18 protein-coding genes and 2 pseudogenes are annotated in these 20,176 nt (G+C 72.9%); 14 read left to right on the top strand and 6 right to left on the bottom strand.

All coding sequences use genetic code 11. The features are described 5' to 3' along the window. Positions 1–18: 18 nt before the first annotated feature. The gene (locus tag ACN28G_RS12355) at positions 19–624 is read right to left on the bottom strand and encodes a hemerythrin domain-containing protein (protein ID WP_091446542.1); all 606 of its coding nucleotides are present in this window, start codon (positions 622–624) and stop codon (positions 19–21) included. Positions 625–706: 82 nt separating this feature from the next. Here ACN28G_RS12355 and ACN28G_RS12350 point away from each other — a divergent pair, with 82 nt between their 5' ends. Then, positions 707–2,035, top strand: a complete 1,329-nt coding sequence (locus ACN28G_RS12350) for a M20/M25/M40 family metallo-hydrolase (RefSeq protein ID WP_421479152.1) — start codon at positions 707–709, stop codon at positions 2,033–2,035. 43 nt (positions 2,036–2,078) lie between these two features. Beyond that, a complete protein-coding gene (locus tag ACN28G_RS12345; RefSeq protein WP_091438915.1) occupies positions 2,079–2,741 on the top strand; it encodes a hypothetical protein in 663 nt (220 codons plus the stop codon). A gap of 48 nt (positions 2,742–2,789) precedes the next feature. Here ACN28G_RS12345 and ACN28G_RS12340 read toward each other — a convergent pair whose 3' ends face one another. Together ACN28G_RS12340 and ACN28G_RS12335 are read right to left on the bottom strand one after the other, a co-directional pair. Next, a complete protein-coding gene (locus ACN28G_RS12340) occupies positions 2,790–2,981 on the bottom strand; it encodes a DUF5703 family protein (protein ID WP_091438914.1) in 192 nt (63 codons plus the stop codon). A gap of 116 nt (positions 2,982–3,097) precedes the next feature. After that, positions 3,098–4,069, bottom strand: coding sequence for an aldo/keto reductase (locus ACN28G_RS12335; RefSeq protein WP_091438913.1), 972 nt, complete (start codon positions 4,067–4,069; stop codon positions 3,098–3,100). Positions 4,070–4,292: 223 nt separating this feature from the next. Between ACN28G_RS12335 and ACN28G_RS12330 the strand changes: the two genes are divergently transcribed. The 6 genes from ACN28G_RS12330 (at position 4,293) to mshC (ending at position 9,854) form a co-directional block, all read left to right on the top strand. Next, positions 4,293–5,345, top strand: a complete 1,053-nt coding sequence (locus ACN28G_RS12330) for an LLM class F420-dependent oxidoreductase (RefSeq protein WP_091438912.1) — start codon at positions 4,293–4,295, stop codon at positions 5,343–5,345. Continuing rightward, positions 5,342–6,178, top strand: coding sequence for an undecaprenyl-diphosphate phosphatase (locus tag ACN28G_RS12325; protein ID WP_091438911.1), 837 nt, complete (start codon positions 5,342–5,344; stop codon positions 6,176–6,178). Before ACN28G_RS12330 ends, ACN28G_RS12325 begins: the two co-directional genes overlap by 4 nt. Positions 6,179–6,373: 195 nt before the next feature. After that, positions 6,374–7,078 (top strand): MSMEG_4193 family putative phosphomutase, encoded by a 705-nt coding sequence (locus tag ACN28G_RS12320; protein WP_091438910.1) that lies wholly within the window; start codon positions 6,374–6,376, stop codon positions 7,076–7,078. Positions 7,079–7,154: 76 nt separating this feature from the next. After that, positions 7,155–7,739 (top strand): DUF3090 domain-containing protein, encoded by a 585-nt coding sequence (locus tag ACN28G_RS12315; protein WP_091438909.1) that lies wholly within the window; start codon positions 7,155–7,157, stop codon positions 7,737–7,739. Continuing rightward, the gene (locus tag ACN28G_RS12310; protein WP_091438908.1) at positions 7,736–8,548 is read left to right on the top strand and encodes an SCO1664 family protein; all 813 of its coding nucleotides are present in this window, start codon (positions 7,736–7,738) and stop codon (positions 8,546–8,548) included. The genes ACN28G_RS12315 and ACN28G_RS12310 overlap by 4 nt, the downstream gene beginning before the upstream one ends. 67 nt (positions 8,549–8,615) lie before the next feature. Further along, positions 8,616–9,854 (top strand): cysteine--1-D-myo-inosityl 2-amino-2-deoxy-alpha-D-glucopyranoside ligase, encoded by a 1,239-nt coding sequence (gene mshC, locus ACN28G_RS12305; protein ID WP_091438907.1) that lies wholly within the window; start codon positions 8,616–8,618, stop codon positions 9,852–9,854. A gap of 99 nt (positions 9,855–9,953) precedes the next feature. Here the strand turns inward: mshC and ACN28G_RS12300 are convergent, their stop codons facing one another. Next, the gene (locus ACN28G_RS12300) at positions 9,954–10,745 is read right to left on the bottom strand and encodes a GntR family transcriptional regulator (RefSeq protein ID WP_421479151.1); all 792 of its coding nucleotides are present in this window, start codon (positions 10,743–10,745) and stop codon (positions 9,954–9,956) included. Between the two features lie 177 nt (positions 10,746–10,922). On the opposite strand from ACN28G_RS12300, the gene ACN28G_RS12295 reads away from it, so the two are divergent. Continuing rightward, positions 10,923–11,177, top strand: a complete 255-nt coding sequence (locus ACN28G_RS12295; protein WP_421479150.1) for a hypothetical protein — start codon at positions 10,923–10,925, stop codon at positions 11,175–11,177. Between the two features lie 138 nt (positions 11,178–11,315). On the opposite strand, the gene ACN28G_RS12290 is transcribed toward ACN28G_RS12295, so the two are convergent. Further along, the gene (locus ACN28G_RS12290) at positions 11,316–12,185 is read right to left on the bottom strand and encodes a PAC2 family protein (RefSeq protein ID WP_091438905.1); all 870 of its coding nucleotides are present in this window, start codon (positions 12,183–12,185) and stop codon (positions 11,316–11,318) included. A 262-nt stretch (positions 12,186–12,447) separates the two neighbouring features. On the opposite strand from ACN28G_RS12290, the gene metH reads away from it, so the two are divergent. Both metH and ACN28G_RS12280 read left to right on the top strand, forming a co-directional pair. Continuing rightward, on the top strand, positions 12,448–15,963 hold the full coding sequence (gene metH / locus ACN28G_RS12285; RefSeq protein WP_175440562.1) for a methionine synthase: 3,516 nt from the start codon (positions 12,448–12,450) through the stop codon (positions 15,961–15,963). 661 nt (positions 15,964–16,624) lie between these two features. Continuing rightward, positions 16,625–16,855: a hypothetical protein gene (locus ACN28G_RS12280; RefSeq protein ID WP_175440561.1), complete on the top strand. Its 231-nt coding sequence runs from the start codon at positions 16,625–16,627 to the stop codon at positions 16,853–16,855. Here the strand turns inward: ACN28G_RS12280 and ACN28G_RS12275 are convergent. Next, complete coding sequence (locus ACN28G_RS12275; protein ID WP_091438903.1) at positions 16,843–17,496, bottom strand: HNH endonuclease family protein; 654 nt, start codon at positions 17,494–17,496, stop codon at positions 16,843–16,845. The two genes, ACN28G_RS12280 and ACN28G_RS12275, sit on opposite strands and share 13 nt — an antisense overlap. A 205-nt stretch (positions 17,497–17,701) precedes the next feature. Between ACN28G_RS12275 and ACN28G_RS12270 the strand changes: the two are divergent. The 3 genes and pseudogenes from ACN28G_RS12270 to ACN28G_RS12260 form a co-directional block, all read left to right on the top strand. Next, positions 17,702–18,304 (top strand): annotated as a pseudogene (locus ACN28G_RS12270) (calcium:proton antiporter); the annotation flags it as partial. Between the two features lie 420 nt (positions 18,305–18,724). Beyond that, a pseudogene (locus ACN28G_RS12265) lies at positions 18,725–19,204 on the top strand (ionic transporter y4hA); the annotation flags it as partial. A gap of 168 nt (positions 19,205–19,372) precedes the next feature. Continuing rightward, a complete protein-coding gene (locus ACN28G_RS12260) occupies positions 19,373–20,152 on the top strand; it encodes a neutral zinc metallopeptidase (RefSeq protein WP_229688338.1) in 780 nt (259 codons plus the stop codon). Positions 20,153–20,176 lie beyond the last annotated feature (24 nt).

Raw genomic sequence — 20,176 nt, 5'->3', positions numbered from 1 at the left:
GGACCAGTCGCCCTCCCGTCAGTCGCGTGGCGGGCGGAGATCCGACAGCCGGGTGTGCCGTCGGCTGACCACGTCACGGACCTTGTCCAGCACCCCCACCGCCGGGTCCACGATGCGGTTCCACGGCGGGGTGTGCGGGTTGCCCGGATGAGGGCGGGTCGGTGCCGCCTCCTCGGCGATCTCCATCCGGTTGCCCAACCGGATCAGCTCCTCGTCGGTGGCGTGCGCCCGCAACGACCCGACCAGCGCGTCGACCGCCTCGACGTGCCGGCGCAGCCGGTCGGTGACCTCGGGCAGCGAGTGCTCGGTCAGTCCGCGTACCGCGGCGAGCAGCTCGGCGTCGCAGGTCAGCTCCCGGTCGATGCGCGCCGCGGCGTCGGGCACCGCGACCCGGGTGGCGGGGAAGACGTACTGCTCCTCACCGGAGAGGTGCCGGGACAGCATGGCGGTGAACACGTCCAGCAGCTCCCGGCGCCGCGGCTGCGGCGTGTCCGGGGCGAGCGCCGCGTCCAGCAGCTCCAGCAGGTGACGGTGCTCGTCGTCGACGATGTCGACCAGGCTTCGCCCGCCAGGTCGGTACCCCTCGTCGGGGCCGGGCGGTAGGGGCGGTAGGTGAACGGTCACGGTGACCTCCTCGACGCCGCCGGTACCCGGGCGGACCGACCGGCAAACCGACACCGCAACGACGTGCTGGTATAAGGAACCGATGACGAGCGACGCCGCCACCACCGGACCCGAGCCCACCGACGAGGTGGTCGACATCTGCCGTGATCTGTTGCGCATCGACACCACCAACACCGGGGACAACGACACCAGCGCCGGGGAACGCGCGGCAGCCGAGTACGTGGCCGCGCGACTGGCCGAGGTCGGTGTGGCCGCCGAGATCCACGAGTCGGCGCCGGGGCGGGCCAACCTGGTCGCCCGGATCCCCGGCAGCGACCCGCAGCGGCCGGCGTTGCTGGTGCACGGCCACCTGGACGTGGTGCCCGCCGACGCCGCCGAGTGGTCCGTGCACCCCTTCTCCGGTGAGATCCGCGACGGCTACCTGTGGGGTCGGGGCGCGATCGACATGAAGGACTTCGACGCGATGGTGCTGGCGGTCGTGCGGCACTGGCAACGCACCGGCGTCCGGCCGCCCCGCGACATCGTGCTGGCGTTCACCGCTGACGAGGAGGCCGGCAGCGACTACGGCGCGCACTTCCTGGCCCAGCGGCACCGGGGGCTCTTCGACGGCTGCACCGAGGCCGTCGGTGAGGTCGGCGGCTTCTCGTACACCGTCGACGAGCACGCCCGGCTCTACCTGATCCAGACCGCCGAGAAGGGGCTGGACTGGCTGCGGCTGCACGCCCGGGGCCGACCCGGGCACGGCTCGTTCGTGCACGACGACAACGCGGTCACCGCGCTGGCCGAGGCGGTCGCCCGGGTGGGCCGGCACCGGTTCCCACTCACCGTCACCCCGACCGTGCGGGCCTTCCTGACGGAGATCTCCGAGGTCCTCGGCGTCGAGCTGGACCCGGACGACCCGGAGGTGGCCATCGCCAAACTCGGCCCGATCGCCAACATCATCGGGGCCACCATCCGCAGCACCGCCAACCCGACCCGGCTGGCGGCCGGCTACAAGGACAACGTCATCCCCGGCCGGGCCACCGCCACCATCGACTGCCGCAGCCTGCCGGGCCAGTCGGAGCTGCTGGAACGACAGCTGCGCGAGCTGGTCGGCCCGGACATCGACATCGAGTACGTGCAGCGGCAACCGGCCCTGGAGACCACCTTCGACGGGGCCCTGGTCGAGGCGATGTCCGCCGCCCTGCGGGCCGAGGACCCGGCCGCCCGGCCGGTGCCGTACATGCTCTCCGGCGGCACCGACGCCAAGGCCTTCGCCCAGCTCGGCATGCGCTGCTTCGGCTTCGCCCCGTTGCGGCTGCCCGCGGACCTGAACTTCTCCGCCCTGTTCCACGGCATCGACGAGCGGGTACCGGTGGACGGGCTACAGTTCGGCGTGCGAGTACTCGACCGCTTCCTCCGCAGCTGCTGAGCGTGGCCCGGGCTCGCACCTCCAAGGCGAAAGGGACTGCACAATGACCGACCAGCACGATGAGCTGGAGGTTGCCCTGGAACGGGTGATCGAGGCCGCACGCGCCCACCTGGCCGCCGTCCGGGCCGGCGAGGGCCGGGTCGACGACGACGACGTCTGGCAGGCCTACGTCACGCTGAACAACGCCTCGTACGACTACGACCAGCGGCTGCTCGCCGCCCACGGCGAGGTCACCCCCTGGGACGTGGACTCGATCGACCCCGACGAGGCCGACGAGCACTTCGGCGCGGGGGGCGGCGGCGCGGTCGCCGACGACCCGCACCCGAGGATCCTCTCGGTACGCCAGCGCCGCGACTTCCGGGTGCCCAGCGTCGCCGCGCTGCTGAAGGCGGCCGAGGCGGCCCGCCGGGAGGGCACCCCGGCCGAGGACGAGCCGGCCCCGGTCGAGGGGGTCGGCGAGGCGGTGCTGGAGCTGCTGCAGGGCGGGGACGGCTCGCTGAGCGCACTCGACGTGCCCGAGTTGGAGCCACTCGACGGGGTGGTGATGGTCAGCGAGGTCACCGAGGCGGTCGACCTGGAGGCCTTCGACGACGAGGACCCGCTGGGCCCGTTCCAGCCGGGGGCCGACGACCGGCTGGTGGGCCGGCTCGACGAGCACCCGTTCCTGGCCGACGGCGAGACCGAGACCGCCGACCGCACCGCCTGACCACCACGAGTGCCTGCTGGCCTTCCGGTGGTGTGGTGTGCCGGAAGGTCAGTAGGACAGGCCCGGTTGGGGCTGGTTGACCCGGCGACGCCGCAGCACCACCTGCCGGGTGCCGTCCCGGAACAGCTGCACCCGGGCCAGCTCCCACCCGGAGAACTCCGCCTGGATCGCCAGCTGCGCCGCGGCGGTCGCCCGGTCGACGTTCGGCGGCAGCCGCAGCGGCGCGTACTCGTAGTCCATGGCATCCATGCTGCGCCTTCCTGGCGGTGATCCGCCACCCCGATGGCGGTCTCCGGCGGCTCGGCGCGGCCGTGCCGCGCGGATCGCTTCAGTGCGGGCGGGCCTGACCGATCCGGTCAGCCGTCGCGTTCCGGGTAGCCGACCGGCACCGCCGAGACGTCGTCCAGGGCGGTGACGATCTCCGCCGGCAGGGTCATCCGCTCCACCTGCAACGCCCCGAGCAGCTGCCCCACCGTCCGGGCCCCGAGGATCGGCGCGGTCACCCCGGGGCGGTCCCGGATCCAGGCCAGCGCCACCTCCAGCGGCGACACCCCGAGCCCGCCGGCGGCGATCACCACCGCCTCCACGATGCTGGAGCAGCGCGGTTCCAGGTACGTGGCGACGAACGGCTCGAAGTGCGCCGAGGCGGCCCGGGAGTCCGCCGGCCGGCCGTGGCGGTACTTGCCGGTCAGCACCCCCCGGCCCAGCGGGGACCAGGGCAGCACCCCCAGCCCCAGCGCCGCGCAGGCCGGCAGCACCTCCCGCTCCACCCCCCGCTCCAGCAGCGAGTACTCCACCTGGGTGGCGACCACCGGGGCCCGACCCGGCCAGGCGGTCTGCCAGGCGGCGGCGCGGGCGGTCTGCCAGCCGGAGAAGTTCGACACCCCGGCGTAGCGGACCCGGCCGCTGGCCACCGCGTGGTCCAGCGCCGACAGGGTCTCCTCCAGCGGGGTCTCCGGGTCGTACCCGTGCACCTGCCACAGGTCGACGTGGTCGGTGCCGAGCCGCCGCAGCGACGCGTCGAGGGTCCGCAGCAGGTGCCCGCGGGAGCCGTCGCGGCGGCGTCGGCTGCCCGGCCGCAGCCCCGCCTTGGTGGCGATCAGCAACTCCTCGCGTTCGACCAGACTGCCCAGCAGCGAACCGATCACCGACTCGGCGTCGCCGTCGGCGTACACGTCGGCGGTGTCGACCAGGTTGCCACCGGCGTCGAGGTAGCTCTTGAGTTGGGCGGCAGCGTCGTCGGCGTCGGTGTCCCGGCCCCAGGTCATGGTGCCGAGCGCGAGCCGGGAGACCGCCAGCCCGCTGCGGCCGAGCGGTCGCTGCTGCATGGGTGAACCTTATTTGCAACCGGGGTCGTACCGATATCCTCACGCCCGCCATCTCTGCCTCCCCGGCCGTCCGGCGGGGGTCCCGATCGGCTGAGGTGCCACCTGGCCGGCGGGGTTCGCGCAGGTCAGTGCCGCCTGCCCGGGGCGGGTGAGCCGGTGGTCGGCCCGACTGTCGGCATTGCGTAACCTGATGCGACCTTGTGGTACGGATGGGGGAGGACCAGTGCGACTCGGGCTCAGCCTCGGATACCAGACGGCGTGGAGCACACCCGCCGACCACCTGGCGCTGGCCCGGGAGGCCGACCGTCTCGGCTACTCGGTGGTGTGGGCGGCGGAGGCCTACGGCTCCGACTCGCCAAGCATGCTCGCCTGGATGGCCGGCCAGACCGAACGGATCGACCTGGGCAGCGCGGTGATGCAGATCCCCGCCCGGACCCCGGCGATGACCGCGATGACCGCGGCCACCATCGACGCGCTCTCCGGCGGCCGGTTCCGGCTCGGGCTGGGCGTTTCCGGCCCGCAGGTCTCCGAGGGCTGGCACGGCGTACGGTTCGCCAAGCCGCTGGCCCGCACCCGCGAGTACGTCGACATCGTCAAGCTGGCGGTGGCCCGCAAGGAGGTCGCCTACGACGGCGAGTTCCACACCCTGCCACTGCCCGACGGGCCGGGCAAGGCGCTGCGGCTGGGCTTCCGGCCGCCCCGTGAGCACATCCCGATCTACCTGGCCGCCGTCGGCCCGAAGAACCTGGAGCTGGCCGGCGAGATCGCCGACGGCTGGCTGGCGGTCTTCTACGCCCCCGAGTTCGCCGACGAGCAGCTCGCCTCGGTGCGCGCCGGGCGGGTGCGGGCCGGCAAGGACCTCGCCGGCTTCGACGTCGTACCCGCCGTGCCGGTGGTCGTCGGCGACGACGTGGAGAGCTGCGCCGAACTGGTCCGCTGGTACGCCGCACTCTACGTCGGCGGGATGGGCAGCCGGCAGCAGAACTTCTACAACCAGCTCGCCACCCGGATGGGCTACGGCGACGCCGCCCGCGAGGTGCAGGACCTCTACCTGGCCAAGCGGCAGCGCGACGCCGCCGCCGCGGTACCCACGGAGTTCATCGACCGCACCTCGCTGCTCGGGCCCAAGGAACGCATCGCCGAGCGGATGCGCGAGTACGCCGCCGCCGGGGTGACCACCCTGGCGGTCACCCTCTTCGTCGCCGACGCCGACAGCGGTGTGCAGACCCTGCGGACCTGTGCCGAGGCGCTCGAGCTGGCCGGAGTGGGCGAGTGAGCTGGATCGAGGCCATCGTCCTGGGCATCGTGCAGGGGCTCACCGAGTTCCTGCCGATCAGCTCCTCGGGACACCTGCGGATCACCTCGGCGATCTTCTTCGACCAGGACGCCGGCGCGTCGTTCACCGCGGTCACCCAGCTCGGCACCGAGGCGGCGGTGCTGCTCTACTTCGCCAAGGACATCTGGCGCATCGGGCGTACCTGGGTGGTGGGCATCTGGGACTCCTCGGTACGCAGCAGCCTGGACTACCGGATGGGCTGGTACGTCATCGTCGGTTCGATCCCGATCGGGCTGCTCGGGTTCCTGTTCAAGGACCAGATCCGGGCGACCGCCCGGAACCTGTGGGTGGTCGCCACCACCCTGATCGTCTTCGCCTTCATCCTGGCCTTCGCCGAGTACTGGGGCCGGCAGACCCGGGTGCTGCGGGACTTCCGGATGCGCGACGGTGTGGTGATGGGCCTGGCCCAGGCGCTGGCCCTGATCCCCGGGGTGTCCCGGTCCGGCAGCACGCTCACCGCCGGCCTGTTCCTGAATCTCACCCGGGAGACCGCCGCCCGGTACTCCTTCCTGCTGGCCATCCCGGCGGTGGTGATGTCGGGCGTGTTCAGCATCCCGGACGTCTTCGCCCCGGCGGCCGAGGGCACCTCCGCGCCGAGCGTGGCCCAGATGGTGGTGGCGACGATCATCGCCTTCGGGGTCGGGTACGCGGCGATCGCCTGGCTGCTGCGTTACGTGGCGCACCACACCCTGTACGTCTTCGTGCTCTACCGGGTGGCCGTCGGCACCCTGGTCCTCGCCCTCCTGCTGACCGGCACCATCCCCGCCACCTGACCAGGTGTAAGGAAGGGCCCCCTGTTAACGCTTTCTGATGTACAGGGGTCCCTTCCTAACGCCCGCGGGCCCGCCGGCCGACGCGCGTGGCCGGGCGACGCGCGTGGCCGGGCGACGCGCGTGGCCGGGCGGTGTGTGGGCGTTGGGCGTCGGGCGTCGCGGACGGCCGGGCCGGTGGCGAACTAGGGTGGTGCCGTGGCGACCCTTCTGCTCCTGCGACACGGCCGGACGACGGCCAACGCCGACGGTGGGCTGGCCGGGCGACAGCCGGTCGAGCTGGACGACACCGGTCGGGCCCAGGCCGCCGCGGTGGGCCAGCGGCTGCGTCCGGTGCCCCTGGCCGCGGTGGTGAGCAGCCCGTTGATTCGCTGCCGGCAGACCCTGGAGTTGGCGCTGCCGGAGGTCACCCCGGTGCTGGAGGACGGGCTGATCGAGTGCGGCTACGGCAGCTGGGAGGGCCAGCCGCTGAAGAAGCTGGCCAAGGAGCCGCTCTGGCCGGCGGTCCAGCAGCACCCCAGCGCCGTGGTCTTCCCCGAGGGCGAGGCGATGGCGGCGATGGCCGGCCGGGCGGTCGCGGCGGTGCGGTCCTGGGACGCCCGGGTCACCGCCGAACACGGCCCCGAGGCGGTCTGGCTGGCGTGCAGCCACGGCGATGTGATCAAGGCCATCGTGGCCGACGCGCTCGGCGTACACCTTGATCTTTTCCAGCGGATCGTCGCGGACCCGGCGTCGGTCACCGCGATCCGTTACACGCCGCTGCGGCCCTTCCTGGTCCGGCTCAACGACACCGGCGGGGACCTCGCCGGGCTGGTCCCGCCGCCGGCCAAGCGACGTCGGCGGGCCGCCCGGGCGGCCGACAGCGACGCGGCCGTCGGTGGGGGAGCGGGAGCGCGGCGGTGACGCCGTCGGTCGGGCGTGGCGAAAAGGGCGTCGGTGGGGTGCGCGACGCCGTGGCGCGCCGGATAGGGTCGTGGGTATGACCCACCAGGTGCACGCCTTCGAGCCGCCGGAGCGGTTCGTCGCCGGGACCGTCGGGCCGCCGGGGGAGCGCACGTTCTTCCTGCAGGCCCGCGGTGGCGGCCGGCTGGTCAGCGTCGCGCTGGAGAAGGTGCAGGTCTCCCTGCTCGCCGAGAAGCTGGAGGAGCTGCTCGCCGAGGCGCAGCGCCGGTTCGGGGTGCAGCTGCCCGAGGCGGTCCCGGTGGCTGGCGACAACGAGCCGCTGGACACCCCGGTCGACGAGGAGTTCCGGGTCGGCACCCTCGGGCTGGCCTTCGACGTGGACACCGCCACCGTGGTGATCGAGGCGATCGCCACCGGGGAGGCCGACGCCGAGGTGGCGCTCGGCGCGGAGGCCGAGGCCGAGGAGGCCGACGAGGAGACCGAGGAGCCGGACGAGGATCTCGACCGGCTCCGGGTCCGGCTGACCCCCGAGGCGACCCGCGAGTTCATCGAGCGGGCCCGCCGGGTGGTCAACGCCGGTCGCCCGCCCTGCCCGCTCTGTGGCCAGCCGCTGGACCCCGCCGGGCATCTCTGCCCCCGGCACAACGGCTACCATCGGTGACCTCGGTGGAGCTGCACCGGGACGGCGCTGCCGTCCTGCGCCTGCTTCGCGACGGTGACCTGGCCCTGGAGGGCCGGCTGGTCGACGCCTCCAACACCACGCTGCGTGCCGAGTTGACCCTGGACACCGCCACCGCCCGCTGCGTCTACAAGCCGGTGCGCGGTGAGCGGCCGCTGTGGGACTTCCCGGACGGCACCCTCGCCGGCCGGGAGGTCGCCGCGTACCTGGTCTCCGCGGCGATCGGGTGGGACCTGGTGCCGCCCACCGTGCTGCGCGACGGCCCGCTGGGCCCCGGCTCCTGCCAGCTCTGGATCGACGAGCCCGCCGATGCCGAGCCGCTGGTCGGCTTCGTGCCCGCCGACGCGGTGCCGCCGCGTTGGCTGCCGGTGGCGGCGGCCCGCGACGACGACGGCACCGCGTACGCCCTGGCGCACGCCGACGACCCCCGGCTGGCCCGGCTCGCGGTGCTCGACGCGGTGATCAACAACGCCGACCGTAAGGGCGGACACGTGCTGACCGGCCCGGACGACCGGGTCCACGGGGTGGACCACGGGGTCAGCTTCCACGTCGAGGGCAAACTGCGTACCGTTCTGTGGGGCTGGGCCGGGCGGGAGCTGCCCGCCGACGCCCTGGCCGCGTTGGCGTCGCTCACCACCCAGCTGGGCGGGGAGCTGGGCGAGGAGCTGGCCGAGCACCTCACCATCGCCGAGATCGCCGCGCTGGGCACCCGGATCGACCGGCTGCGCGAGGTCGGTTGCTTCCCGCCGCCGTCGCAGGAGTGGCCGGCGATGCCCTGGCCGCCGATCTGAGCCGTTGTCGCATTGGTCACCCGGGCGGGCCCGCGCCGGTACCGTGCGGCTGGATAGGCTGAGGACCATGGAGTCTTGGGCGGGACACGAGGTGCCACGACTGCCGGGCCGGGGCGAGCCCCTCGCGCTGTACGACTCGGCCCGCCAGGGTGCCCACCCGAGCAGCCCCGAGGGCACCGCGACGATGTACGTCTGCGGCATCACCCCGTACGACGCCACCCACCTCGGTCACGCCGCGACGATGATCGCCTTCGACCTGGTGCAGCGGGTCTGGCGGGACAACGGCCACCCGGTGCGCTACGTGCAGAACGTCACCGACATCGACGATCCGCTGCTGGAGCGGGCCGAGCGCGACGGCGAGGACTGGAAGGTCCTGGCGATGCGGGAGACCGCGCTGTTCCGCGAGGACATGGAGGCGCTGCGGATCATCCCGCCGGCGCACTACGTCGGCGCGGTGGAGTCGATCCCGGACATCGCCGACCGGGTGCTGGCGCTGCTCAAGGACGGTGCCGCGTACCGGTTGGACGACGGCACCGGGGACGTCTACTTCGACATCGCCGCCGCGCCGCAGTTCGGCTACGAGTCCAACCTGACCCGCGAGCGGATGCGTGAGCTCTTCGGTGAGCGCGGCGGCGACCCGGACCGGCCGGGCAAGCGCGACCCGCTCGATCCGCTGCTCTGGCGGGGTGCCCGGCCCGACGAGCCGTCCTGGCCCGGTGGTGAGCTGGGGTCGGGGCGGCCCGGCTGGCACATCGAGTGCGCGGTGATCGCGCTGAACCTGCTCGGTGACCGGATCGACGTGCAGGGCGGCGGCAACGACCTGATCTTCCCGCACCACGAGTGTTCCGCCGCGCACGCCGAGCGGCTGACCGGGGTGGTCCCCTTCGCCCGGCACTACGCGCACGCCGGCATGATCGGCCTGGCCGGCGAGAAGATGAGTAAGTCCCAGGGCAACCTGGTCTTCGTCTCCCGGCTGCGGGCCGACCGGGTCGATCCGGTGGCGGTGCGGTTGGCGCTGCTGGCCGGGCACTACCGGGCAGACCGGTCCTGGACCGGCGACCTGCTCACCGCCGCCGAGCAGCGACTGGCCCGCTGGCGGCGGGCCGCCGCCGCGCCCGCCGGGCCGTCCGGCATGGCCTTCCTGACCGGGGTACGCCAGCGGCTGGCCGACGACCTCGACTCGCCGGGCGCGCTGGCGGTGGCAGACGAGTTCGCCGAACGGGCGCTGGCCGGTGCCGCCGACGATCCGGCCGCCCCGGCGTTGTTCGCCGAGGCCGTGGACGCCCTGCTCGGCATCCGCCTCTGAGCGTGTGACCGGCCGCCGACAACGCGACAGCCTGACCGGCCGCCGACAGCGCGAGCGGCCTCCGAGGTGTGACCGGGTCCGGAACGGCGTGACCTGTGCTCAGCCGAGGACCAGTCCCGGGTCCGGGTCCGGGTCGGCGGCGGGGGCCGGGACCTGGTACTCCTCGGTCAGGGTGGTCATCGGTCCGGGCCAGGTGGCCTGGGCGACCTCGATCGGTTTGCGCCGCTCGTCGTAGGCCACGTGCAGCAGGTGCAGCACCGGGGTGTCCGGGCGGATCTGCAGGGTCTCGGCCTCCTCCCGGCTGGGCTGCCGGGCGGTGATGGTGTCGGTGGCGGTGACGTACCGGCGGCCGGTGGCCTCCTCGGCCTCCTGGTAGAGCGGCCGGCCGAACGCCTCGGTGCGCTCCAGCGAGGTGCCGGCGGTGTCGGTGGGCAGGAACCAGCTCGCGCCCACCTCGACCGGGGAGTCCTCGGTGCGCACCAGGTGTCGGCGGCAGAGCAGGTCGGTGCCGTCGGCGACGCCGAACGCGTCGGCCACCTCCGGTGGGGCGGGGGCCCGGCCGACCGAGACGAGCTGTTGGCGGTACCGGGCGGCCAGGTCGGTGTGGTAGCCGCGGAAGCCGCCGTAGCGGCCCCGGGAGAGTCGGTTGAGGCGACGGCGGGTGCCCCTGACGTACGTACCGGAGCCGGGCTTGGTGATCAGGATGCCCTCGACCCGCAGCTGGTCGACGGCGCGCTGCACGGTCTGCTTGGCCACGCCGAACATCTCGGCGATGGCCGGGATGGACGGCAGGCGTTCGCCCGGCGCCCAGTCGCCCCGGCGAACCTGCGCCTTGAGCTGCGCGGCGATCTGCCGGTGCGGGAACTCGGCGGCCCCCGGATTGATCTGCATGCCCACCTCCACGATTACAGCTAGGTTCCTAGGATGCCCTAGGCGTCGTTGACGCCGCCACCCCGGACACACCCGGTCTGGTCACCTACCGGGTCCGGGATTGACCCGCCCCGGTGCCGTCATCCCGGCTCGCTCGGCCGCGGGAGACCCGTTCGTCCACGACGGGCCGGTCCCGGGATGTCCCTGGTGGTGAGGAACGGCCAGGGCGGCGGCGACGTGGGTGGGGACGCTGCCGGTGCGCTGTGGGAGTCGCCACTTGTCGGGGTGGTTGGGGTGTTGTTCGAAACGCCGGCCGTGTCGCGCGAGGGCGTCCACCAGAACCTGTTCGGTGTTCTTCTTCGCTATCCCACCGTTTCCCAGGTGGAACAGAAACGCGCCGATGGGGACGGGAAGGCGGCCCGGCGAAGTTCCTGCATGTCCAACTCCCGGTGATCTAAGAGCAGGTTCAGCACGCCGCCCAGCGTCCCCACGGGGCTGCCGGTCGTGCTCGACAACGGCCGGTCCTTCGACACCACCCAGGCCGCCGGCTGGTGCCTGTTCCGGGCACCAGCCGTTGCCGAAGAGGGCCGGCTACCAGGAGCCGGCGGTGGGGCCGGCGGAGCCGCCCCGGCGGCGCAGGTACTTCTCGAACTCCTGGGCGATCTCGTCACCGGTCAGCGGGGTGATGCCGGCGTCGCCGACCCGTTCCTCCAGCTCCCGGACGTACTCGCCCAGCTCGGCGTCCTGCTCGGCGGCACTGCGGACCCGTTGCTCCCACTCGGCGGCCTCCTCGGCCAGGTCGGCCATCGGCACCGGCAGGTCGAGCACCTCCTCGACCCGGTGCAGCAGCGCCAAAGTGGCCTTCGGGCAGGGCGGGTTGTTGGCGTAGTGCGGCACGTGCACCCAGAACGACACCGCGTCGACCTCGGCGCGGGCGCAGGCCTCGTGCAGCACCCCGACGATGCCGGTCGGCCCGTCGTACCGGGTGGGGGTGAGCTGGAAACGTTCGGCGGCCCCGGCGTCCGAGGCGCTGCCGCTGATCGGCAACGGCCGGGTGTACGGCACGTCGGCCAGCAGCGCGCCGAGCAGCACCACCCGCTCCACCTCAAGGCTGTGGCAGATCTCCAGCACCTGCTCGCAGAAGGTCCGCCAGCGCATGCTCGGCTCGATGCCCCGGATCAGCACCACGTCGCGCTCGGTGCCCTCGGGGCTGGCCACCATGAACCGGGTGGTCGGCCACTGCACCCGCCGGGTCTCGCCGGCGGTCATGGTCACCGTCGGCCGGCTGACCTGGAAGTCGTAGAACTCCTCCGGGTCCAGCTCGGTGACCTGCCGGGCCTGCCAGACCTGCTCCAGGTGTTCGACCACGGCGGTGGAGGCGTCGGCGGCGTCGTTCCAGCCCTCGAAGGCGGCGACCGCCACCGGGGACCGCAGCACCGGCAGTCCGTCGAACTCGGTCACGCCGTCACCTCACCCTGGTCGTCGGGGCCGGTACCGGGCCACCGCCCGGTGGTCCGCCCGCCGGGCGCGGTGGTGTCCCTGTTGTCCTTCACGTCCGTAGCCTACGTGCCAGGCCCGGATGCGGCCCGTCGGCCGCGCCGGCTCGCCGCCGCCCCCGGAAGGACATCTGGGTACGAACCAGACGGGCGTGATCCCGCTGACACATTGTGGGAACCGCAGCGGGTACGGGGCCCGCCCGTCAGGCGCGAACTAACCTGTACGGGTGCAGACTTCGTTGCTCGACGCGCTGACCAGTCGGATTCTCGTCGCCGATGGCGCGATGGGCACCATGTTGCAGGCAGCCGACCTGACCCTTGACGACTTCGAGGGGCTGGAGGGCTGCAACGAGATCCTCAACGTCACCCGCCCGGACGTGGTGCGGGGCGTGCACGAGGCGTACCTCGCCGCCGGGGCGGATCTGGTCGAGACCAACACCTTCGGCGCCAACCTGGCCAACCTCGCCGAGTACGACATCCCGCAGCGCATCCGGGAGCTGTCGGCGGCCGGGGCGCGCATCGCCCGGGAGGCCGCCGACGCGTACGGCACACCGGAGCGCCCCCGGTTCGTGCTCGGCTCGATCGGCCCCGGCACCAAGCTGCCCACCCTCGGTCACGCCCCGTACGCCACGCTGCGCGACGCGTACCAGGAGAACGCCGCCGGTCTGATCGAGGGCGGCTCGGACGCGCTGATCATCGAGACCTGTCAGGACCTGCTCCAGGTCAAGGCCGCGGTGGTCGGCTCGAAGCGGGCGATGGCCCAGCTCGGCCGGACGGTGCCGATCATCTGCCACGTGGCCGTGGAGACCACCGGCACGATGCTGGTGGGCAGCGAGATCGGGGCGGCGCTGGCGGCGATCGAGCCGCTGGGGGTGGACCTGATCGGGTTGAACTGCTCGACCGGCCCGGCCGAGATGGGCGAGCACCTGCGCTACCTGTCCCAGCACTCGCGGATCGCGGTGTCGGTGATGCCGAACGCGGGCCTGCCGGTGCTGACCGCCGACGGCGCGTACTTCCCGTTGAGCCCGGTGGAGCTGGCCGACGCCCTGGAGCGGTTCGTGACCGAGTACGGGGTGGCGCTGGTCGGCGGTTGTTGCGGCACCACGCCGGAGCACATCCGGGTGCTGGCCGAGCGGATGGCCGGGCTCGCCCCGACGCCCCGTGACCCGCGCCCCGAGGCCGGGGTCTCCTCGATCTACCACCCGGTGCCGTTCGCTCAGGACGCCTCGGTGCTGATGGTGGGGGAGCGGACCAACGCCAACGGCTCCAAGGCGTTCCGGGAGTCGATGCTGGCCGCCGACTGGCAGGCCTGTGTGGAGGTCGCCCGGGGCCAGGCCCGCGACGGCTCGCACGTGCTGGACCTCTGCGTCGACTACGTCGGCCGGGACGGCACCCAGGACATGCGGGAACTGGCCGGCCGGTTCGCCACCGCCTCGACCCTGCCGATCATGCTGGACTCCACCGAGCCGCAGGTCATCGAGGCCGGGCTGGAGATGCTCGGTGGCCGGTGCGTGGTCAACTCGGTCAACTTCGAGGACGGCGACGGACCGGAGTCCCGGTACGGCCGGGTGATGCCGGTGATCCGCGAGCACGGCGCGGCCGTCGTGGTGATGTGCATCGACGAGGAGGGCCAGGCCCGTACGGCGGCGGACAAGGTCCGGATCGCCGCCCGGACCATCGACGACCTGACCGGCCGCTGGGGCATGGCCCTGCCCGACATCATGATCGACACGCTGACCTTCCCGATCTCCACCGGCCAGGAGGAGACCCGCCGCGACGCCATCGAGACCATCGAGGCGATCCGGGAGATCGCCCGCCGGTACCCGGGGATCAACTTCACCCTGGGCATCTCGAACATCTCCTTCGGGCTGAACCCGGCGGCCCGGCAGGTGCTCAACTCGGTCTTCCTGCACGAGTGCGTCCAGGCCGGGCTGACCTCGGCGATCGTGCACGCCAGCAAGATCCTGCCGATGTCGAAGATCCCCGACGAGCAGCGCGAGGTCGCCCTCGACATGGTCTACGACCGCCGCCGCGAGGGCTACGACCCGTTGCAGCGGTTCATCGACCTCTTCGAGGGCGTCGACGCCGCCTCGGCGCGGGCCACCCGGGCCGAGGAGCTGGCGGCGCTGCCGTTGGAGGAGCGGCTCAAGCGGCGGATCGTCGACGGTGAGCGCAACGGCCTGGAGGCCGACCTGGACGCGGCGATGGCCGGTGGGCGTACCCCGTTGTCGATCATCAACGACCTGTTGCTGGACGGCATGAAGGTCGTCGGCGAGCTGTTCGGGTCGGGCCAGATGCAGTTGCCGTTCGTGTTGCAGTCGGCCGAGGTGATGAAGACCGCGGTGGCCTACCTGGAGCCGCACATGGAGACCGCCGAGGACGGCGGCAAGGGCCGCATCGTGCTGGCCACCGTCCGGGGCGACGTGCACGACATCGGCAAGAACCTGGTCGACATCATCCTGAGCAACAACGGCTACGAGGTCGTCAACATCGGTATCAAGCAGCCGATCAACGCGATCCTGGAGGCCGCCGAGGAACACCGCGCCGACGCGATCGGGATGTCCGGGCTGCTGGTCAAGAGCACCGTCATCATGAAGGAGAACCTCGCCGAGATGGCCTCCCGGGGCGTCGCCGAGCGCTGGCCGGTGCTGCTCGGCGGGGCCGCGCTCACCCGCTCCTACGTCGAGGACGACCTGCGGGCCATGTTCCCGGGGCAGGTGCACTACGCCCGGGACGCCTTCGAGGGGTTGTCCCTGATGGACCGGGTGATGGCCGCCAAGCGCGGCGGCGCGCCGGTGGTCGACCCCGAACGGGAGGCCGCCCTGGCCGCCCGGCGGGCCCGCCGGGAACGCCAGCGCACCGTGGTCCGCGAGGCGCTGCCCGAGCTGGACGACGCCTCGGTCCGCTCCGACGTGGCCACCGACGTCACCGTGCCCGCCCCGCCGTTCTTCGGCACCCGGGTGGTCAAGGGGGTGCCGCTGGCCGACTACGCGTCGCTGCTGGACGAGCGGGCCACCTTCCTCGGCCAGTGGGGGCTGCGCGGCTCCCGGGGCGGCCAGGGCCCGTCGTACGAGGAGCTGGTGGAGACCGAGGGGCGGCCCCGGCTGCGGTACTGGCTGGACCGGCTGATCGCCGACAAGGTGCTGGAGGCGGCCGTGGTCTACGGCTACTTCCCGGCCTACTCCGAGGGCAACGACCTGGTGGTGCTGGACGAGAACGGTCACGCCGAGCGGGCCCGCTTTTCCTTCCCCCGGCAGCGCCAGGAGCGGCGGCTCTGCCTGGCCGACTTCTTCAAGCCCAAGGGCGACCAGCCGGACGTGGTGGCCCTGCAGCTGGTCACCGTCGGCCAGCCGATCAGCGAGTACACCGCGAAGATGTTCGCCGCCAACGAGTACCGCGACTACCTGGAGGTGCACGGTCTGTCCGTGCAGCTGACCGAGGCTCTCGCCGAGTACTGGCACCGCCGGATCCGCACCGAGCTGACCCTGCCCGGCGGGCGTAGCGTGGCCGCCGACGACCCGGGTGACCTGGCCGGCCTGCTGCGCACCGACTACCGGGGCTGCCGGTACGCGTTCGGCTACCCGGCCTGCCCCGACCTGGAGGACCGCGCGAAGATCGTGGACCTGCTGGGCGCGGAGCGCATCGGCGTGGAGCTGTCCGAGGAGTTCCAGCTGGTCCCGGAGCAGGCCACCGACGCCATCGTCGTCCACCACCCCGAAGCCAGCTACTTCAACGCCAAATAGGTGTAAGGAAGGGCCCCCTGTTAACGCCTCCGGTATAGCAGGTCACCCCTCTCACCGTCCCTGGTGAGGATCAGGTGGGCCGTCGGGAGAAGGGGAGCGCACACCGGTGCCGTCGGCGGGTTGTCGGCTTTGGGTGGTCGGGGTGGGAAGCCGTCCCGCCCATCGTCGACCCGGGCGGGCCGGGTAGACGACCGACCGCGACCCGCCAGCGTCCGTACCGGCGTACCAGCCGTCTTGACGTTGCGGGCCGGGCTGCGGCCTGCTGCCCGGAGGGCGGACCGACGGCAGACAGTGATGGCAGCTCGGGGGCAGTGCCGCAGGTAGGACAAGGTGGCGGTGCTGTCGGAGCCTGCTGTCCGCGGTTCTTGCGGCACCCGGTACGGATGTTGATCGACTGCTTCACCAGCGCTGGGTTCTGGGGAGAGTTGTGGTCGCCATGGCGACCACAACTCTCCCCAGACGACGTGGCATCGTCGGTGTCGGGCGGAGGTGACCGCGGGGTGTGGCGGTCCGGACGCCGGCTCGGCGTCGGTCGACGGGACCGGCACCTACGGGTGTCAGCTTGCCGTCGCGCAGTTGGCGATCGGTGAGCGCGACGGCGCGGCGCATCTGACCGGAGCAGTACCGCGCGTTCTACCTCGCGCACGCGGCCGGGGCGGCGGTGCTGCGTGCCACCACCGACGTGCCGGACTGGCTGATCGTCAGCCCGTCGGGCGACTTCGACCACGGTGGTCCGCGTACCGGGCGGTACCTGGTGGCCCCGGCGGACGCGGCCAGCCGGATCTCGTACGCCGATCTGGCCGTGGCGGTGGTGGACGAGATCGAGGCTCCCGTCCACCACCGCACGCACCTGGGGGTCGAGTGGCCCGGACCGGTGGATCAGTACGCGTAGGTCACCGAAATGGTCACGTTCGTGCAGTTGTTCGCCCAGCTGGTCAGGGCGTTCTTCTCGGCGGTGTCCACGGTCAGCCGCCAGCGGATCTTGGTGGCCACCCACTCGTTGACGTACCGGCAGCGGGCCGGGGCGTACGGCGGCAGCCAGGTGGCCGGGTCCTGGTCGCCCTTGGCCTGGTTGACGTTGTCGGTGACGGCGGCCAGGGCGCGGGCGTCGCCGAGGTCGTTGGCGAACGACTGGCGGCGGCTGGTGGTCCAACCTCGGGCACCGGAGTCCCACGCCTCGGCGAGCGGGACCAGGTGGTCGATGTCGAGGTCGGCGGGGAGCGTCCAGTAGGCGTTGTCGACGTAGGAGTACCACCGGCCGCCGGACAGCGTGCAACCGCTGCCGACGGTGGGGGCGGTGACGGCCTCGGCGATCAGCACCTCGTACCGGGTGTTGCAGCCGTCGCCGTCGGCGTCGGTCCAGTGCGGGAAGAGGTCCCGGTCGTAGCCGGTGCGGACCTCGGTGGCCACCGGCAGGTCGGCCACGGCGGTACGCAGCGGTGCCGAGTAGCCGGCGGCGGTCGCCGGGTGGGCGAGACCGACGGCCACGATCGCCACGAGGGTGGTCGCGGCGGCGCGCAGGGTACGGGTCATGATGGCTCCGTCCAGGTCAGCGGGCGTGGTGCCTGCCGTATATATAGACCGGGCTGGAATTGGGCAGCCAGGTCGATCGGGTTAACGATGGACGGCGAAACCGGGCCACGGGCGTTACCTGTCCGCGTGGCTCGCCGGCGTTCCCGGCCGGTCGATCGGGGGTTCTGGCAGGGTGGGGTGGGTGATCGCCGCCGCCCGTTCCCGGATGCACCTCTGGACCGTCGTGGTGCCGCTGCTGGCGGTGGTCCTGCTCGTGCTGACCTGGAATCGGGCGCTGCCCGGACCGGTGGTGGCGGTGGTGGCGTTCTTCCTGGCCGGGGCGGTGCTCGCGGCGGTGCACCACGCCGAGGTGGTGGCGCACAAGGTCGGTGAGCCGTACGGGTCGCTGGTGCTCGCGGTGGCGGTCACGGTGATCGAGGTGGCGCTGATCGTCACCCTCATGATCAGCGGCGGGGACAAGACCCAGGCCCTGGCCCGGGACACCGTCTTCGCCGCCGTGATGATCACCTGCAACGGCATCCTCGGCCTGTCGCTGCTGCTCGGGGCGCTACACCGGGGGGTGGCGTCGTTCAACCCGGAGGGCACCGGTGGGGCGTTGGCCACGGTGGCGACGCTGGCCACGCTCGGCCTGGTGGTGCCCACCTTCACCACCAGCCGTCCCGGTCCCGAGTTCAGCCCGGCCCAGCTGGCCTTCGCGGCGGTCGCCTCACTCGCCCTGTACCTGCTGTTCGTGATGGTGCAGACCGGTCGGCACCGGGACTACTTCCTGCCGGTGCCGCACGCCGCCCCGCCCGGCCCCAGCACCGCGCCGGGCGGCACCGCGCCGGGCGGCACCGCGCCGGGCGGCACCGCGCCGGGCGGCACCGCGCCGGGCGGCACCGCGCCGGGCGGCACCGCGCCGGGCGGCACCGCGCCGGGCGGCACCGCGCCGGGCGGCACCGCGCCGGGCGGCACCGCGCCGGGCGGCACCGCGCCGGGCGGCACCGCGCCGGGCAGCGCCGCGCCGGGCAGCGCCGCCGGGGCCGCCGACCCCGCAGCCGGCCGGCACACCGCCGCCGTGACCGATACCGCCGACCGTCCCGCCGCCGTGACCGATACCGCCGCCGTGACCGATAGCGCTGATCGCCCCGGCGCGACCGACACCGCCATCGGGTTCGGGCCCGCCGCCGCCATCGGGTCCGGGCCTGCCGCCGAAGCCGGGCCTGCCGTCGAAGCCGGGGACGACGTCGAGGAGCACGCCGATCCACCGTCGAAGCGGGCCGCCCTGACCAGCCTGGCGCTGCTGATCGTGGCGCTGGTGGCGGTGGTCGGTGACGCCAAGACCGTCTCACCGGCGCTGGAGGCCGGCGTGGCGGCGGCGAACCTGCCGCCGTCGTTCGTCGGCGTGCTCATCGCCCTGCTGGTGCTGCTGCCGGAGACCCTCGCGGCAGCCCGCGCGGCCCGGCGCGACCGGGTGCAGATCAGCCTCAACCTGGCCCTGGGATCGGCGATGGCGAGTATCGGGTTGACCATCCCGGCGATCGCCGTCGCCTCGATCTGGCTGGAGGGTCCGCTGCTGCTGGGCCTGGGTGGCACCCAGATGGCGTTGCTGGCGCTGACCGCCGTGGCCGGCGTGCTCACCGTCGTACCCGGCCGGGCCACCCTGCTGCAGGGCGGCGTGCACCTGGTGATCCTCGGCGCGTTCATCTTCCTCGCCGCCAGCCCCTGACGCCCAGCCGCCACCCCTGACCAGCCGCCGGTCCCGGACGGCCCGCCCGCGACCGGCCGGCGGCACTGAACCATCCGGTGCCGCCTCGCGTAGATCATCTCGACGGGCATGGCGGATCGGCCGTCGGGGTACCAGCTGACCCACCGCCCGAGCGCCGGGGAGGCACACGTGACGGCATCGGTTCGACCTCGACGACGAGGCTCGCTGGTCGGTCTGGTGGCGGCCCTGATCGCCGCCGGCTGTGTCGTCGGCGAGGTGCCCGGGGACGACGGCGCGGCCCCGCCACGGGCCCCGCAGCAGTCGCAGGAGCAGCAGCCGCCACGGTCGCAGGCGCAGCAGGACCGTTCGCCGGGGGCGCAGACCACCCGGGCCGACGGCACCGACACCCCGGAGGAGTTCCAGCAGGACATCGCCGATGCCCAGCGGCTCGCCGAACGGTACTGGTCGCGGCAGTTCCAGGCCTCCGGACAGCGGTTCCAGCCGGTCCGGCGGGTGCTTACCTACCAGCGCGACGGGGAGGTCACCTGCGGCGGGCAGGCGGTGCCGGCGAACAACGCGGTCTACTGCTCGGTCGGGGACTTCATCGCCTACGACATCAACTGGTCGTTCTCGGCGTTCCGCCAGGTCGGCGACGCGTTCGTGTTCTACCTGCTCGGCCACGAGTACGCCCACGGGGTCCAGATCCGGCTCGGCATCCGCTACGAGTTCACCATCCAGCAGGAGTTGCAGGCCGACTGCATGGCCGGGGCGTACCTGGGTGACTCGGTGCGCGACCGGGTGCTCACCCTCGACGACGGTGACCTGGAGGAGTTCCGCGACGGACTGCTCGCCGTGGGGGACAGCCCCGACCAGCCGTGGTTCGCCGAGGGTGCCCACGGCACCCCCGAGCAGCGCGTCGACGCGTTCTTCCGGGGCTACCAGCGGTCCCTGGCGGCCTGCGACCTTTGACCTGGGTCACCCCCGTACGCCCGG

It is taken from the genome of Micromonospora sp. WMMA1923, from assembly GCF_049179195.1.
Lineage (GTDB): Bacteria > Actinomycetota > Actinomycetes > Mycobacteriales > Micromonosporaceae > Micromonospora > Micromonospora yangpuensis.
This window is presented reverse-complemented; position numbering and strand designations above follow the sequence as displayed.